Here is a 16,113-nt window from a genome sequence, read left to right on the forward strand (position 1 = left end):
CGTCAGGGGTGCAGCCGTGGGTGTCACGTCGGAGCAGAGGTTCGGGGAGTTCGTCGTCGTACGGCGGCACGAGGGCCAGGAGCACGTGGCCGAGCTGGTGCTCGACCGGCCCAAGGCGATGAACGCCGTGAGCACCGCCATGGCGGCCGCCATCGGTGAGGCCTGTGCCGCGCTGGGCGCCGATCCGGGGGTGCGGGCGACCGTGCTCACCTCCAGCCATGAGCGGGCCTTCTGCGTGGGCGCGGACCTCAAGGAGCGGAACTCCTTCAGCGACGCCGAGCTGGTACGGCAGCGGCCGACCGCCCGCGCCGCCTACACCGGTGTGCTCGAACTCCCGATGCCGGTGGTCGCCGCCGTGCACGGCTTCGCCCTCGGTGGCGGCTTCGAGCTGGCCCTGGCCTGCGACGTCATCGTGGCCGACCGTACGGCCGTGGTGGGCCTGCCCGAGGTCTCCGTCGGCGTGATCCCGGGAGGCGGGGGTACGCAGCTGCTGCCCCGCCGGGTCGGTGCCGCACGAGCCGCCGAGCTGGTCTTCACCGCGCGGCGGGTGGAGGCCGCCGAGGCGCGTGAGCTCGGCCTGGTCGACGAGCTGGTGGACGCCGGACGGGACCGCGAGGAGGCGCTCGCCCTCGGCGGCCGGATCGCGGCCAACTCCCCGGTCGGCCTGCGGGCGGCCAAGAGGGCCCTGCGGCTCGGGCACGGTCTCGACCTGCGGGCCGGGCTCGAGGTCGAGGACGCGGCCTGGCGGTCCGTGGCCTTTTCCGGCGACCGTGCCGAGGGCGTCGCCGCGTTCAACGAGAAGCGGAAGCCCAGCTGGCCGGGCGAGTGACCCCGGAGGCGGACCGGGCGATCTGAAGATCATCCGCGCCGTCAACTGATCAATTCGCCGCTGACCTACATAAACTGTGGCGATGGGCGGTGATGATGCACGGCTGCGTGCCGTGGTTGCGCTGGCGCAGACGATGGCGGCGGCCTACACGCCGCGCGAGTCGTGGCATGCGGCGGCCGTGGGGGCGTGCGAGGCGCTGGGAGGCAGCTTCGCGGCCCTGTCCGTCTGGGAGCGCGAGCAGGGCAGGCTGCGGGTGCTGGTGAACGCGGGGGAGCGGGCCGAGGGGGAGGAGGAGTTCCCCGAGGAGGAGTCCTACCCCGTCCATCAGTTCCCCGAGATCACCGAGTTCCTGCACGAGCGCTGGGCGGGCGGAGGCGAGCCGGACGCCTGGGTCGAGACCGCCGCCGGCGCCGCCGCCTCCGGTGCCCCGGCCCGCGGCGCCCGCCCGTACTGCCACCAGCGGGTCGCGGCCCTGCGCCGGCGCGGGCGGGGCTGCTGTGTCGTGGCGCCGATCGTGCTGCACGGCCGGGCCTGGGGCGAGCTGTACGTGGCGCGCCGGGCCGGGGTGCCGGTGTTCGACCGGGACGACGCGGACTTCGCGACGGTGCTGGCGGCCGTGGTCGCGGCGGGCATCGCTCAGACCGAGCGCCTGGAGGAGGTCCGCAAGCTGGCCTTCACCGACCCGCTGACCGGGCTCGCCAACCGCCGGGCCGTCGACATCCGGCTCGACGAGGCGCTGGAGCTGCACCGTGTGGAGGGGGTCGTGGTCAGCCTGGTGGTCTGTGACCTGAACGGCCTCAAGGCGGTCAACGACACGCACGGGCACGCGGTCGGCGACCGCTTGCTGGAACGTTTCGGCTCCGTGCTCTCGCTCTGCGGGGCGATGCTCCCCGGCGCACTGGCCGCCCGCCTCGGCGGGGACGAGTTCTGTCTGCTGACCGTGGGGCCCCCGGCCGACGACGTGGTGCGGGTGTCGGAGGAGCTCTGCGCGCGGGCCGTCGCCATGGAGGTCGGTGACGGCGTGGCCTGCGGAATCGCGTCCACAGGCGACGAGATCGGTCCGGTCCCGTCCGCGCGCCGGCTCTTCCGGCTGGCGGACGCCGCGCAGTACCGGGCGAAGGCGGCGCACTCCAGGAAGCCGGTGGTGGCGGGGCGCGACGGCGATGTGATCCGGCTCGCCGACTCGCCGCCCAGGTCGCCCCACGACCGCCGGAGGCTGCGCGGCAATCCGCCCGGGGGCGAGGAGTAAGGGGCCAACCCCTCGACCACTGGTGACATAGAGGTTTTCAGTCCGTACGCTTCTGAATATGGATATGCACACAGTCGTGGTGGGGACGTCCGGTACCACCGCCGAGGACGTCATCGCCGTGGCCCGCGAGGGCGCCCGCGTCGAACTCTCCCCGGCGGCGGTCGAGGCCCTCGCCGCCGCCCGCGCGATCGTCGACACCCTCGCCGCCAAGCCCGAACCGGTCTACGGCGTCTCCACCGGCTTCGGCGCCCTCGCCAGCCGGCACATCAGCCCCGGTCTGCGGGCGCAGCTGCAGCGCAACATCGTGCGCTCGCACGCGGCGGGCATGGGACCCCACGTCGAGCGCGAGGTCGTACGCGCCCTGATGTTCCTCCGCCTGAAGACCCTGGCCTCCGGTCACACCGGCGTACGCCCCGAGGTCGCGCAGACCATCGCCGACGTGCTGAACGCGGGTATCACCCCGGTCGTCCACGAATACGGCTCGCTGGGCTGCTCCGGCGACCTCGCTCCGCTTTCGCACTGCGCCCTGACCCTGATGGGCGAGGGGGACGCCGAGGGCCCCGACGGGACCGTGCACCCGGCCGGTGAACTCCTCGCGGAGCACGGCATCACCCCGGTCGAGCTGCGCGAGAAGGAGGGCCTCGCCCTCCTCAACGGCACGGACGGCATGCTCGGCATGCTCGTGATGGCCCTCGCGGACCTGAAGAACCTCTACACCAGCGCCGACATCACCGCCGCGCTGTCCCTGGAGGCCCTCCTCGGCACGGACAAGGTCCTCGCCCCGGAGCTGCACGCCATCCGCCCCCACCCGGGCCAGGGAACCTCGGCCGACAACATGCTGCGGGTGCTCGCCGGGTCCGGCCTCACCGGGCACCACCAGGATGACGCCCCCCGGGTCCAGGACGCCTACTCCGTGCGGTGCGCGCCGCAGGTCAACGGCGCAGGGCGCGACACCCTCGCCCACGGGCGGCTCGTCGCGGACCGCGAGCTGGCCGCGGCCGTCGACAATCCGGTGGTCCTGCCGGGAGGGCGTGTGGAGTCCAACGGCAACTTCCACGGCGCGCCCGTCGCCTACGTCCTGGACTTCCTGGCGATCGCCGCCGCCGACCTCGGGTCGATCACCGAGCGGCGCACGGACCGGCTGCTGGACAAGAACCGCTCGCACGGCCTTCCGCCGTTCCTGGCGGGCGACGCGGGCGTCGACTCGGGACTGATGATCGCCCAGTACACGCAGGCCGCCCTCGTCAGCGAGATGAAGCGGCTCGCGGTCCCGGCGTCCGTCGACTCGATCCCGTCCTCCGCCATGCAGGAGGACCACGTCTCCATGGGCTGGTCGGCCGCGCGCAAGCTCCGCACCGCCGTGGACGCCCTCGCGCGGATCGTGGCCGTCGAGCTCTACGCGGCTACCCGGGCCGTCGAACTGCGCACCGCCGAGGGGCTGACCCCCGCGCCCGCGTCGGTGGCCGTCATCGCGGCGCTCCGCGCCGCCGGTGTGCAGGGACCCGGACCCGACCGGTTCCTCGCCCCCGACCTGGCAAGCGCCGACGCGTTCGTGCGGGAGGGCAGGCTGGTCGCCGCGGTCGAGCCGGTGACCGGGCCGTTGGCCTGACGCCGTCGCCGCGCGGGCTGCCGGGTCCCGCGGGACCCGGCAGCCCGCGCGGCGACGGCGTCAGGCCAACGGCCCGGTCACCGGCTCGACCGCGGCGACCAGCCTGCCCTCCCGCACGAACGCGTCGGCGCTTGCCAGGTCGGGGGCGAGGAACCGGTCGGGTCCGGGTCCCTGCACACCGGCGGCGCGGAGCGCCGCGATGACGGCCACCGACGCGGGCGCGGGGGTCAGCCCCTCGGCGGTGCGCAGTTCGACGGCCCGGGTAGCCGCGTAGAGCTCGACGGCCACGATCCGCGCGAGGGCGTCCACGGCGGTGCGGAGCTTGCGCGCGGCCGACCAGCCCATGGAGACGTGGTCCTCCTGCATGGCGGAGGACGGGATCGAGTCGACGGACGCCGGGACCGCGAGCCGCTTCATCTCGCTGACGAGGGCGGCCTGCGTGTACTGGGCGATCATCAGTCCCGAGTCGACGCCCGCGTCGCCCGCCAGGAACGGCGGAAGGCCGTGCGAGCGGTTCTTGTCCAGCAGCCGGTCCGTGCGCCGCTCGGTGATCGACCCGAGGTCGGCGGCGGCGATCGCCAGGAAGTCCAGGACGTAGGCGACGGGCGCGCCGTGGAAGTTGCCGTTGGACTCCACACGCCCTCCCGGCAGGACCACCGGATTGTCGACGGCCGCGGCCAGCTCGCGGTCCGCGACGAGCCGCCCGTGGGCGAGGGTGTCGCGCCCTGCGCCGTTGACCTGCGGCGCGCACCGCACGGAGTAGGCGTCCTGGACCCGGGGGGCGTCATCCTGGTGGTGCCCGGTGAGGCCGGACCCGGCGAGCACCCGCAGCATGTTGTCGGCCGAGGTTCCCTGGCCCGGGTGGGGGCGGATGGCGTGCAGCTCCGGGGCGAGGACCTTGTCCGTGCCGAGGAGGGCCTCCAGGGACAGCGCGGCGGTGATGTCGGCGCTGGTGTAGAGGTTCTTCAGGTCCGCGAGGGCCATCACGAGCATGCCGAGCATGCCGTCCGTGCCGTTGAGGAGGGCGAGGCCCTCCTTCTCGCGCAGCTCGACCGGGGTGATGCCGTGCTCCGCGAGGAGTTCACCGGCCGGGTGCACGGTCCCGTCGGGGCCCTCGGCGTCCCCCTCGCCCATCAGGGTCAGGGCGCAGTGCGAAAGCGGAGCGAGGTCGCCGGAGCAGCCCAGCGAGCCGTATTCGTGGACGACCGGGGTGATACCCGCGTTCAGCACGTCGGCGATGGTCTGCGCGACCTCGGGGCGTACGCCGGTGTGACCGGAGGCCAGGGTCTTCAGGCGGAGGAACATCAGGGCGCGTACGACCTCGCGCTCGACGTGGGGTCCCATGCCCGCCGCGTGCGAGCGCACGATGTTGCGCTGCAGCTGCGCCCGCAGACCGGGGCTGATGTGCCGGCTGGCGAGGGCGCCGAAGCCGGTGGAGACGCCGTAGACCGGTTCGGGCTTGGCGGCGAGGGTGTCGACGATCGCGCGGGCGGCGGCGAGGGCCTCGACCGCCGCCGGGGAGAGTTCGACGCGGGCGCCCTCGCGGGCCACGGCGATGACGTCCTCGGCGGTGGTACCGGACGTCCCCACCACGACTGTGTGCATATCCATATTCAGAAGCGTACGGACTGAAAACCTCTATGTCACCAGTGGTCGAGGGGTTGGCCCCTTACTCCTCGCCCCCGGGCGGATTGCCGCGCAGCCTCCGGCGGTCGTGGGGCGACCTGGGCGGCGAGTCGGCGAGCCGGATCACATCGCCGTCGCGCCCCGCCACCACCGGCTTCCTGGAGTGCGCCGCCTTCGCCCGGTACTGCGCGGCGTCCGCCAGCCGGAAGAGCCGGCGCGCGGACGGGACCGGACCGATCTCGTCGCCTGTGGACGCGATTCCGCAGGCCACGCCGTCACCGACCTCCATGGCGACGGCCCGCGCGCAGAGCTCCTCCGACACCCGCACCACGTCGTCGGCCGGGGGCCCCACGGTCAGCAGACAGAACTCGTCCCCGCCGAGGCGGGCGGCCAGTGCGCCGGGGAGCATCGCCCCGCAGAGCGAGAGCACGGAGCCGAAACGTTCCAGCAAGCGGTCGCCGACCGCGTGCCCGTGCGTGTCGTTGACCGCCTTGAGGCCGTTCAGGTCACAGACCACCAGGCTGACCACGACCCCCTCCACACGGTGCAGCTCCAGCGCCTCGTCGAGCCGGATGTCGACGGCCCGGCGGTTGGCGAGCCCGGTCAGCGGGTCGGTGAAGGCCAGCTTGCGGACCTCCTCCAGGCGCTCGGTCTGAGCGATGCCCGCCGCGACCACGGCCGCCAGCACCGTCGCGAAGTCCGCGTCGTCCCGGTCGAACACCGGCACCCCGGCCCGGCGCGCCACGTACAGCTCGCCCCAGGCCCGGCCGTGCAGCACGATCGGCGCCACGACACAGCAGCCCCGCCCGCGCCGGCGCAGGGCCGCGACCCGCTGGTGGCAGTACGGGCGGGCGCCGCGGGCCGGGGCACCGGAGGCGGCGGCGCCGGCGGCGGTCTCGACCCAGGCGTCCGGCTCGCCTCCGCCCGCCCAGCGCTCGTGCAGGAACTCGGTGATCTCGGGGAACTGATGGACGGGGTAGGACTCCTCCTCGGGGAACTCCTCCTCCCCCTCGGCCCGCTCCCCCGCGTTCACCAGCACCCGCAGCCTGCCCTGCTCGCGCTCCCAGACGGACAGGGCCGCGAAGCTGCCTCCCAGCGCCTCGCACGCCCCCACGGCCGCCGCATGCCACGACTCGCGCGGCGTGTAGGCCGCCGCCATCGTCTGCGCCAGCGCAACCACGGCACGCAGCCGTGCATCATCACCGCCCATCGCCACAGTTTATGTAGGTCAGCGGCGAATTGATCAGTTGACGGCGCGGATGATCTTCAGATCGCCCGGTCCGCCTCCGGGGTCACTCGCCCGGCCAGCTGGGCTTCCGCTTCTCGTTGAACGCGGCGACGCCCTCGGCACGGTCGCCGGAAAAGGCCACGGACCGCCAGGCCGCGTCCTCGACCTCGAGCCCGGCCCGCAGGTCGAGACCGTGCCCGAGCCGCAGGGCCCTCTTGGCCGCCCGCAGGCCGACCGGGGAGTTGGCCGCGATCCGGCCGCCGAGGGCGAGCGCCTCCTCGCGGTCCCGTCCGGCGTCCACCAGCTCGTCGACCAGGCCGAGCTCACGCGCCTCGGCGGCCTCCACCCGCCGCGCGGTGAAGACCAGCTCGGCGGCTCGTGCGGCACCGACCCGGCGGGGCAGCAGCTGCGTACCCCCGCCTCCCGGGATCACGCCGACGGAGACCTCGGGCAGGCCCACCACGGCCGTACGGTCGGCCACGATGACGTCGCAGGCCAGGGCCAGCTCGAAGCCGCCACCGAGGGCGAAGCCGTGCACGGCGGCGACCACCGGCATCGGGAGTTCGAGCACACCGGTGTAGGCGGCGCGGGCGGTCGGCCGCTGCCGTACCAGCTCGGCGTCGCTGAAGGAGTTCCGCTCCTTGAGGTCCGCGCCCACGCAGAAGGCCCGCTCATGGCTGGAGGTGAGCACGGTCGCCCGCACCCCCGGATCGGCGCCCAGCGCGGCACAGGCCTCACCGATGGCGGCCGCCATGGCGGTGCTCACGGCGTTCATCGCCTTGGGCCGGTCGAGCACCAGCTCGGCCACGTGCTCCTGGCCCTCGTGCCGCCGTACGACGACGAACTCCCCGAACCTCTGCTCCGACGTGACACCCACGGCTGCACCCCTGACGGTTAACGAGCGTTTCCGGGATCCTAGTGCCGCGACCGGCAATGTCTGCCCGGTAGGAGCGTCGTCCGGTGCGTGCGATCGCAAGGCGGCCGGAAGTCCTTGTAGCGGAGCTACCAGGGCTTTTGGCCAACGCAGCGAGCGTGCGTGCTGGGCGGCGCGACGGGGCAAAGCTTGCCGGGAGGGGCACTGGACACGGCCTGGCCCGCCGCGGCCGGGCGGGCCCGGGAAGGGCGCCCGGCCTGGGCCGCCGTCCCGCACGGGGACCGGAAGGCCCGGTGTCAGGAGGACGGTGTGCCCCGCCGTGCCAGCAGCCAGGGCTCCACCACGCCGAGCCCTCGCACCGGACGCTGCCACATCGGCTGCAGACCGAAGCGATAGGTGGGCAGCGGCCGCTCCTCGCCGGGAATCCGCCCCTCCTTCTCCGCCAGCCGGGCCCGCTCCGCCGCGGCGCTGACGTCCTCGGCCGCCTGGGCCTCCGAGGCGGGGGCGTCCCCGGTCCGGATCACTTCCTGGGCGAACGCTCCGTCGACCAGCACGGCGTCCTTCGGCGCTATCGACGTGAGCCGGCTGGCGAGGTTCACGGTCGTACCGAAGACGTCGCCCATGCGGGTGGTGACCGTCCCGAACGCCATACCGACCCGGAGCGCCGGCATCGTGGTGTCCTGGGCCATCGCCTCGACCAGCCGGAGCGCGATCTCGGCGGCCGTGCCCGCGTCGTCCGCGGCGAAGAGGACCTCGTCCCCCAGCGTCTTGATGAGCCGTCCCCCGTGCGCGGCGACCAGGTCCGCCGAGGTCGTCTCGAAGGCCTCGACCAGCTCGCCGAGCTCCTCCTCCTCCAGCCTGCGCGTCAGCCGGGTGAAGCCGACGAGGTCGGCGAAGCCCACCGCGAGCCGCCGGTCGACCATCTCCTCGTCGTCCGCCGCCTGGACCACCCGGCCGGTGGCGGCGGCGAGCTGGCGCCGCCACACGTAGACCAGGAACTCCTGCAGCTCGGGCAGGAGCAGCTCGACCAGGGGATACGTGACCTCGGTGCGGGTCATGCCGGGCTCGGGGGGCTCGATCAGCCCCTCCAGGAAGGAGTCGATCTGCCACTCGGCCAGCCGGGCCGTGGTCTGCCCGGTCGACCGCGCCACCTGGATCGCCATCGGCTCGCTGAGCAGGCCGGCCTCCACGAGACCGGCGAGCCGGCGCAGCGCCAGCACGTCGGCCTCGGTGAGCGCCTTGGCCTGCCCGATGTCGGCGAAGCCCATGGCCCGCCAGAAGCGGGACGCCAGGTCCATGGAGACCCCGGCGGTCCTGGCCGCCTGGAAAGGCGTGTAGCGGCGGTCGGCCCCCAGGATCAGGGACTCCAGCCGGATGGCGAGCGGGTCGTCGGTCGGTTCGGCCGTGTGGTCGACCTCGTGATGCGGTGTCGAGTGGACCGGCCGTGCCGACGAGGGCTCCGCGCCGTCGTCAGGGTTCGCGCCGTCGTCAGGGTTCGCGTCGTCGACGGTCACCGGCCGCCTCCTGCCCGTTCCGTGCGCACTGCCCTGCCGATCTGTCGCGGGATCCCCTCAACGATACGGCAGGTGTGCCCTGGCTCACGTCCCCGGTCACGCGGTTGCGCGGTGATGTCCCGCGAGACGTCACCCGCATGTGCCCGGCCCCCGGATCAGGTCAGACCTCCCCCCTCGCCGCGCAGGTGCACGATGTCGCCCGCCGACACCGGCTCCTGGACGCCGTCGCCCGTGGCCAGCACGAGCCGGCCGTCGCCGTCGATCGCGACGGCCTCTCCCACGACCGACCGGTCACCCGGCAGCTCGGCCCGCACCGTGCGGTCGAGCGTGGCGCAGCCAGCCGCGTAGGCCGCCTGGAGGCCGGAGGCCGCCGCGTCGCCGCCGGCGTCACGCCACTTTGTGTACCAATGCTCCAGCGACCGCAGGACGGCCCGCAGGAGCGTCTCGCGGTCGGTGGACACCGCTCCGGCGAGCGCCAGCGACCCGGCGTGCGGGGCGGGGAGCTCTGCCGCGCGGAGCGACACGTTGAGGCCGATGCCGATCACGACGCCGTCCCCGGCCCGCTCGGCGAGGATGCCTCCGGTCTTGCGCTCCTCGCCGCCGATGGTCACCAGGAGGTCGTTGGGCCATTTCAGTGCCATGTCGACGCCCGCCGCCTGCGCGAGGCCCGTCGCGGCCGCGACGCCGGTCAGCAGCGGCAGCCAGCCCCACCGCTCGGCGGGCACGTCGCCGGGGGTCAGGTGGACCGAGAGGAAGATGCCCGAGCGGGGCGGCGCGGTCCAGCTACGGTCCAGACGGCCGCGGCCCGCGGTCTGCTCCTCCGCGACCAGGACCGCCCCCTCGGCGAGCCCCTCACCCGCCGCCAGCGCCGCGAGGTCGGAGTTGGTGGAGCCGGTCGACTCGACCACGTCGAGGGAGCTCCACAGACCGCCGGGCCTCAGCAGCGCGCGGCGCAGCGCCGTGACGTTGAGGGGCGGCCTGTCGAGGTCCGACCAGCGGTTGTGCGGCGCATCGGAAGGTGTCATGCAACCCACATTAGGTGTGGCCAACGACGCACTGCCGAACCGTATCCGCGCCGATACGCTACGGGTCGGTAGCCAACACCGGCCGACGAGCAGCTTGCCGTCGAGCGCGCTACCGGACGTACCAGCCGTCCCCCGTGACCAGGCAGGGAGCCGCCACCCGATGTCCGAGCCGCAGAGCGACATCCACACGACCGCGGGCAAGATCGCGGACCTGCAGCGCCGTATTGAAGAGGCGACACACGCAGGTTCCGCCCGCGCCGTCGAAAAGCAGCACGCCAAGGGCAAGTTGACTGCCCGGGAGCGCGTCGAGCTCTTGCTCGACGCAGGTTCTTTCGTGGAGCTCGACGAGTTCGCGCGGCACCGCTCCACCAACTTCGGCATCGAGAAGAACCGCCCGTACGGGGACGGCGTCGTCACCGGATACGGCACGGTGGACGGCCGCCCCGTCTGTGTGTACTCGCAGGACTTCACCATCTTCGGCGGCTCGCTGGGCGAGGTCTACGGCGAGAAGATCGTCAAGGTCATGGACTTCGCGCTGAAGACCGGCTGCCCGGTCATCGGCATCAACGACGGCGGCGGGGCCCGCATCCAGGAGGGCGTCGTCGCCCTGGGCCTGTTCGCCGAGATCTTCCGCCGTAACGTCCACGCATCGGGCGTGGTCCCGCAGATCTCGCTGATCGTCGGCCCCTGCGCGGGCGGTGCGGTCTACTCGCCGGCGATCACCGACTTCACCGTGATGGTCGACCAGACCTCGCACATGTTCATCACCGGCCCGGACGTCATCAAGACGGTCACCGGCGAGGACGTCGGTTTCGAGGAGCTGGGCGGCGCCCGCACCCACAACACCACGTCAGGTGTGGCGCACCACATGGCGGGTGACGAGAAGGACGCCATCGAGTACGTCAAGTCCCTGCTGTCCTACCTTCCGTCGAACAACCTCTCCGAGGCGCCGGCCTTCCCCGAGGAGGCCACCCTGGAGACCACGGACGAGGACCGCGAGCTCGACGCCCTCATCCCGGACTCGGCGAACCAGCCGTACGACATGCACACCGCGATCGAGCACGTGCTCGACGACGGCGAGTTCCTGGAGACCCAGGCCCTGTTCGCGCCGAACATCATCACCGGCTTCGGGCGCGTCGAGGGCTATCCGGTCGGCATCGTCGCCAACCAGCCGATGCAGTTCGCCGGCTGTCTGGACATCAACGCGAGCGAGAAGGCAGCGCGATTCGTCCGCACCTGCGACGCCTTCAACGTGCCGGTCCTCACCTTCGTCGACGTGCCCGGCTTCCTTCCGGGCGTCGACCAGGAGTACGGCGGCATCATCCGCCGGGGCGCCAAGCTCATCTACGCGTACGCCGAGGCCACCGTCCCGCTGATCACGGTGATCACCCGCAAGGCGTTCGGCGGCGCCTACGACGTCATGGGCTCCAAGCACCTGGGCGCCGACCTCAACCTGGCCTGGCCGACCGCGCAGATCGCGGTCATGGGCGCCCAGGGCGCGGTGAACATCCTGCACCGGCGCACGATCGCGGCCGCCGAGGACCCCGAGGCCACCCGCGCCGAGCTGATGACCGACTACGAGGACGCCCTCCTCAACCCGTACGTCGCGGCCGAGCGCGGCTACGTCGACGCGGTGATCATGCCGTCCGAGACCCGGGCGCACCTGGTGAAGGGCCTGCGCCAGCTCCGGACGAAGCGCGAGTCCCTGCCGCCGAAGAAGCACGGAAACATCCCCCTCTAGCCACGGGAGCCACCATGATCAAGGTCGTACGGGGCAATCCGACCCCGGAGGAGCTTGCCGCGGCCCTCGCCGTGGTCCGGGCGCGCGCGGCGGCGGCCGTCGCCGCACCGACCGGCGCCCCACTGCCGCCCGAGCAGTGGTCGGACCCGGGACGCATCGCCCGCGGTGGTGCGCTGCGGCCGGGTCCCCGGTCGTGGGCGCGGACGTACTGGCCCTCCTGAGGCACGGCGGCCCGACGGGCCCGCGGGCGGCGCTTGAGTACGCGTACTCAGGCGCCGCAGCCGTGTCCGGAGCACCATCGGACGCATGCTGTGGTCCGACCCCGAGAACAAGCCTCCGAAGGAACTCCGCGACGCCCAGGACATGATGCGCCGCGCGGGGCTGCTGCTGGCGCTGGCCATGGTCGTGGCGATGTTCGTACTGGGCACCCGCTGAGGTCTCCCGCCCCGCCTACGATGGCGGGTATGACTGATCAGCGCCGCCTCGTGCTCGCCTCCGCCTCCCCCGCCCGTCTCGGCCTCCTCCGTCAGGCGGGCCTCGCCCCCGAGGTGATCGTCAGCGGTGTGGACGAGGAGGCGGTCAGCGCTCCCACCCCCGGCGAGCTGGCGCTCGTCCTGGCCGAGGCGAAGGCCGCCGCGGTCGCGGCCCGCCCGGAGGCGTCCGGCGCACTGGTGATCGGCTGCGACTCGGTGCTGGAGCTGGACGGCGAGGCGTTCGGCAAGCCCGCGGACGGCGAGGAGGCCACGGCGCGCTGGAAGTCGATGCGCGGCCGGTCGGGCATCCTGCGGACGGGCCACAGCGTCATCGACACGGCGACCGGCCGCACGGCGTCGGCGACCGCCTCCACCGTCGTCAGGTTCGGCGAGCCGACCGACGCCGAGGTAGCGGCGTACGTCGCGTCGGGCGAACCGCTGCACGTCGCGGGAGCGTTCACGCTGGACGGCCGCTCGGCGCCGTTCGTCGAGGCGATCGAGGGCAGCCACGGCAACGTCATCGGGCTCTCGCTGCCCCTCCTGCGCCGGCTTCTGGGCGAACTGGACTTCTCCGTCACCGATTTCTGGGTCTGAACGGGCGATTTCCGGGTCCGAACCGGCGACGGCCGACTCACACGGCGGCCGGGGTCCCTCCGGGACCGGCCGGAGCGGCCTCCGGCCCACGCCGGTCGAACGCCACCAGCGTCAGCACGATCAGTGCGAGGACGGCCATCATGAACGCGAAGGCCGCCCAGCCGATCAGCCCCACCGCCAGTGCGCCCAGCACCCCGTGGACGACCGCGCAGGCGATGAGGGCGATCCTGCCGAAGCGGCCCGGTGCCCGGTCGCGTATCCCGGCCAGCAGCGGTATCAGCCCGCACAGTACGAGCAGGACGCCCGAGACGCAGCCCATCACCCAGGTGCCGGTGACCATGGCGGCCGGGTCCATCCCCGCGAGGGACATGCTCTGGTTGCCCGCGACCGTCGCCAGGATGCCGTTGACGATCACGATGCCCACGGCCTCCACGAACAGAACGATCGCGGTCACGAAGGCCACCGGTCTGCGCACCACGGCGCCACCCCCTGTTACCTGTAGTACGTGCGATAGCGCGGACCCTACTAACGGGTAACGCGCCGGACAAGGGGGCGGGCGCCCTCGGCCGCTCGCGCGCACCGCCCGCGCGTCCCACCGCGGGGACGCGCCGTGCGCGCCGTCGTGCCGAGGCAAAGATTCCATCGGCCATTCGTAGGGAGTCCACAAAGAAACGCCGCGCGCCGTTGGCCGTCCGGACAGAGACTTGGGCCACACTTCGTGGCTACTGTGCCCTTGAGGATCCCGGCGTAGCGTGGTGCGACAAGGGATTTCGCGACTCGAGCAAGCCTCGAATCACACTCCGTGTGGGCAAGTTCACTATTGGGGACGGGTCGTACGGCCGTGTCGGTAGTCCCTAAACTCAGCTTGTTCTCAAGGAGGGAGCCATCGTGCGCAAGGTGCTCATCGCCAACCGTGGCGAAATCGCTGTCCGTGTTGCTCGGGCTTGCCGGGATGCCGGGATCGCGAGCGTAGCCGTCTACGCCGATCCGGACCGGGACGCCCTGCATGTGCGCGCGGCCGACGAAGCGTTCGCTCTGGGCGGTGACACCCCGGCCGCCAGTTATCTGGACATGGCCAAGGTGCTCCAGGCAGCCAAGGACTCGGGGGCGGACGCGATCCACCCGGGTTACGGCTTCCTCTCGGAGAACGCGGAGTTCGCCCAGGCCGTGCTGGACGCGGACCTGACGTGGATCGGCCCGCCGCCGCAGGCGATCCGCGACCTGGGTGACAAGGTCGCCGCCCGCCACATCGCCCAGCGCGCCGGCGCGCCGCTGGTGGCAGGCACGCCGGACCCGGTCTCGGGTTCCGACGAGGTCGTGGAGTTCGCCGAGAAGAACGGCCTGCCGGTCGCGATCAAGGCGGCCTTCGGCGGTGGCGGCCGCGGCCTGAAGGTCGCCCGCACGCTGGAGGAGATCCCCGAGCTGTACGACTCCGCGGTCCGTGAGGCCGTCGCGGCCTTCGGCCGGGGCGAGTGCTTCGTCGAGCGCTACCTGGACAAGCCGCGCCACGTGGAGACCCAGTGCCTGGCCGACCAGCACGGCAACGTCGTCGTCGTCTCGACGCGTGACTGCTCACTGCAGCGCCGCCACCAGAAGCTCGTCGAGGAGGCCCCGGCGCCCTTCCTGTCCGAGGCGCAGAACGCCGAGCTGTACGCGGCCTCGAAGGCGATCCTGAAGGAGGCCGGCTACGTCGGCGCCGGCACCGTCGAGTTCCTCGTCGGCATGGACGGCACGATCTCCTTCCTCGAGGTCAACACCCGCCTCCAGGTGGAACACCCCGTCACCGAGGAGGTCACCGGCCTCGACCTCGTCCGCGAGATGTTCCGCATCGCCGACGGCGAGGAGCTCGGTTACGGCGACCCGGCCGTGCGCGGCCACTCCTTCGAGTTCCGGATCAACGGCGAGGACCCGGGCCGCGGCTTCCTCCCCGCCCCCGGCACCGTCACCCTCTTCGACCCGCCCACCGGTCCGGGCGTCCGCCTGGACGCGGGCGTGGAGACCGGCAGCGTCATCGGTCCCGCCTGGGACTCCCTCCTCGCGAAGCTGGTCGTGACCGGCGCGACCCGTGAGCAGGCCTTGCAGCGCGCCGCGCGTGCGCTGAGCGAGTTCACCGTCGAGGGCATGGCCACCGCCATCCCCTTCCACCGCGCGGTCGTCACCGACCCGGCGTTCACCTCGGACCCCTTCCAGGTCCACACCCGGTGGATCGAGACGGAGTTCGTCAACGACATCAAGCCCTTCACGGTGCCCGCGGACCAGGACGCCGACGAGGAGTCCGGCCGCGAGACCGTGGTCGTCGAGGTCGGCGGCAAGCGCCTCGAGGTGTCCCTGCCGTCCTCGCTCGGCATGAGCCTGGCCCGCACCGGCCTCGCGGCGGGGGCGAAGCCCAAGCGCCGCGCGGCGAAGAAGTCCGGCTCGGCGGCCTCCGGCGACACCCTCGCTTCCCCGATGCAGGGCACGATCGTCAAGATCGCCGTCGAGGAGGGGCAGGAGGTCAAGGAGGGCGACCTCATCGTCGTGCTCGAAGCGATGAAGATGGAGCAGCCCCTCAACGCGCACCGATCCGGCACCGTCAAGGGCCTGGCGGCCGAGGTCGGCACGTCGATCTCCTCCGGCGCCGCGATCTGCGAGATCAAGGACTGACGCTCGTCCTCGTGCACTGGGGGCCCGGCATCCGCCGGGCCCCCAGTGGCATCCTGGGACGCGGAAGCGGACACCAGGAGGACAGGGCTATGGCGATGAGCACGACACCGGCCCGGCCGATGCGCGCCGACGCGCGCCGCAACCGCGACCGGCTGGTGAGCGAGGCGCGGGCGTCCTTCGCGGCCCACGGCACGGACGCGTCGCTGGAGGACATCGCCCGGAGGGCGGGCGTCGGCATCGGCACGCTCTACCGGCACTTCCCGAACCGCCACGCTTTGATGAACGCGGTGTTCCAGGACGCCCTGACCGACCTGCTCGACCGTTCCCGCGTGCTGGCGCACGCCGAACAGCCCTGCGCCGCGCTCGTGGAGTGGCTGGGTGCGATCGTCGCCCATGCGGGTGAGTACCGGGGCCTGGCGCAGGCACTCATGTCGGCTTCCGCGGACGAGACCTCGGCGCTGACGTCCTGTCATGTGCCGTTGCGTCAGGCGGGCGAGCGGCTGCTCTCCCGGGCCAGGACGAGCGGCTCGGTCCGGGCGGACGTGTCGATCGACGACCTGCTGCGCCTCACCAACGCGATCGCGCTGGCCACGGAGCAGGCCCCGGCCGATCCGGCCCTGGCCGGCCGCCTGCTGCGGCTGGCGCTGCACGGACTGAAGGCGGACCCGGCCGATCCGCGGCCGTCATCCCCGCTCGGCGGCTGAGGGC

At 72.8% G+C, this 16,113-nt stretch carries 15 protein-coding genes; 9 read left to right on the forward strand and 6 right to left on the reverse strand.

Features of this window, described 5'->3' with window-relative positions:
- Positions 1-16 precede the first annotated feature (16 nt).
- The 3 genes from ACFU5K_RS01315 to hutH (ACFU5K_RS01325) all read left to right on the forward strand — a co-directional run bounded on the left by ACFU5K_RS01315 (position 17) and on the right by hutH (ACFU5K_RS01325) (position 3,687).
- Entirely contained in the window at positions 17-829 is an 813-nt protein-coding gene (locus ACFU5K_RS01315) for an enoyl-CoA hydratase/isomerase family protein (RefSeq protein ID WP_384055313.1), read from the forward strand.
- Between the two features lie 82 nt (positions 830-911).
- Entirely contained in the window at positions 912-2,078 is a 1,167-nt protein-coding gene (locus ACFU5K_RS01320) for a diguanylate cyclase domain-containing protein (protein WP_384055316.1), read from the forward strand.
- Between the two features lie 58 nt (positions 2,079-2,136).
- Positions 2,137-3,687 (forward strand): histidine ammonia-lyase, encoded by a 1,551-nt coding sequence (hutH, locus tag ACFU5K_RS01325; protein WP_384055319.1) that lies wholly within the window; start codon positions 2,137-2,139, stop codon positions 3,685-3,687.
- 60 nt (positions 3,688-3,747) lie between these two features.
- On the opposite strand, the gene hutH (ACFU5K_RS01330) is transcribed toward hutH (ACFU5K_RS01325), so the two are convergent.
- The 5 genes from hutH (ACFU5K_RS01330) to ACFU5K_RS01350 form a co-directional block, all read right to left on the reverse strand.
- Positions 3,748-5,298 carry a histidine ammonia-lyase gene (gene hutH / locus ACFU5K_RS01330; RefSeq protein WP_384055319.1) on the reverse strand — a complete coding sequence of 517 codons (1,551 nt, stop codon included), beginning with the start codon at positions 5,296-5,298 and terminating at the stop codon, positions 3,748-3,750.
- Positions 5,299-5,356: 58 nt separating this feature from the next.
- On the reverse strand, positions 5,357-6,523 hold the full coding sequence (locus ACFU5K_RS01335; protein WP_384055316.1) for a diguanylate cyclase domain-containing protein: 1,167 nt from the start codon (positions 6,521-6,523) through the stop codon (positions 5,357-5,359).
- A gap of 82 nt (positions 6,524-6,605) precedes the next feature.
- Positions 6,606-7,418, reverse strand: a complete 813-nt coding sequence (locus ACFU5K_RS01340; protein WP_384055313.1) for an enoyl-CoA hydratase/isomerase family protein — start codon at positions 7,416-7,418, stop codon at positions 6,606-6,608.
- A gap of 293 nt (positions 7,419-7,711) precedes the next feature.
- A complete protein-coding gene (locus ACFU5K_RS01345; RefSeq protein WP_384055311.1) occupies positions 7,712-8,929 on the reverse strand; it encodes an adenylate/guanylate cyclase domain-containing protein in 1,218 nt (405 codons plus the stop codon).
- A 155-nt stretch (positions 8,930-9,084) separates the two neighbouring features.
- A complete protein-coding gene (locus ACFU5K_RS01350) occupies positions 9,085-9,954 on the reverse strand; it encodes a biotin--[acetyl-CoA-carboxylase] ligase (RefSeq protein WP_384055308.1) in 870 nt (289 codons plus the stop codon).
- A gap of 160 nt (positions 9,955-10,114) precedes the next feature.
- On the opposite strand from ACFU5K_RS01350, the gene ACFU5K_RS01355 reads away from it, so the two are divergent.
- The 4 genes from ACFU5K_RS01355 to ACFU5K_RS01370 all read left to right on the forward strand — a co-directional run bounded on the left by ACFU5K_RS01355 (position 10,115) and on the right by ACFU5K_RS01370 (position 12,762).
- Positions 10,115-11,695, forward strand: coding sequence for an acyl-CoA carboxylase subunit beta (locus ACFU5K_RS01355; protein WP_384055306.1), 1,581 nt, complete (start codon positions 10,115-10,117; stop codon positions 11,693-11,695).
- A gap of 14 nt (positions 11,696-11,709) precedes the next feature.
- On the forward strand, positions 11,710-11,916 hold the full coding sequence (locus tag ACFU5K_RS01360) for an acyl-CoA carboxylase epsilon subunit (RefSeq protein ID WP_384055303.1): 207 nt from the start codon (positions 11,710-11,712) through the stop codon (positions 11,914-11,916).
- A gap of 85 nt (positions 11,917-12,001) precedes the next feature.
- Positions 12,002-12,130 carry a morphogenic membrane protein MmpB gene (mmpB, locus tag ACFU5K_RS01365; protein ID WP_099174806.1) on the forward strand — a complete coding sequence of 43 codons (129 nt, stop codon included), beginning with the start codon at positions 12,002-12,004 and terminating at the stop codon, positions 12,128-12,130.
- A 20-nt stretch (positions 12,131-12,150) separates the two neighbouring features.
- The gene (locus ACFU5K_RS01370; protein ID WP_384055301.1) at positions 12,151-12,762 is read left to right on the forward strand and encodes a nucleoside triphosphate pyrophosphatase; all 612 of its coding nucleotides are present in this window, start codon (positions 12,151-12,153) and stop codon (positions 12,760-12,762) included.
- A 37-nt stretch (positions 12,763-12,799) separates the two neighbouring features.
- Here ACFU5K_RS01370 and ACFU5K_RS01375 read toward each other — a convergent pair whose 3' ends face one another.
- Positions 12,800-13,240 carry a hypothetical protein gene (locus ACFU5K_RS01375; RefSeq protein ID WP_384055298.1) on the reverse strand — a complete coding sequence of 147 codons (441 nt, stop codon included), beginning with the start codon at positions 13,238-13,240 and terminating at the stop codon, positions 12,800-12,802.
- Positions 13,241-13,650: 410 nt separating this feature from the next.
- Here ACFU5K_RS01375 and ACFU5K_RS01380 point away from each other — a divergent pair, with 410 nt between their 5' ends.
- The gene (locus ACFU5K_RS01380) at positions 13,651-15,405 is read left to right on the forward strand and encodes an acetyl/propionyl/methylcrotonyl-CoA carboxylase subunit alpha (RefSeq protein WP_384055295.1); all 1,755 of its coding nucleotides are present in this window, start codon (positions 13,651-13,653) and stop codon (positions 15,403-15,405) included.
- Between the two features lie 89 nt (positions 15,406-15,494).
- Complete coding sequence (locus ACFU5K_RS01385; protein WP_384055292.1) at positions 15,495-16,109, forward strand: TetR/AcrR family transcriptional regulator; 615 nt, start codon at positions 15,495-15,497, stop codon at positions 16,107-16,109.
- Positions 16,110-16,113 lie beyond the last annotated feature (4 nt).

Origin of the sequence: Streptomyces sp. NPDC057428 (assembly GCF_042803195.1) — a bacterium.
In the GTDB taxonomy this organism is placed as follows: Bacteria; Actinomycetota; Actinomycetes; order Streptomycetales; family Streptomycetaceae; genus Streptomyces.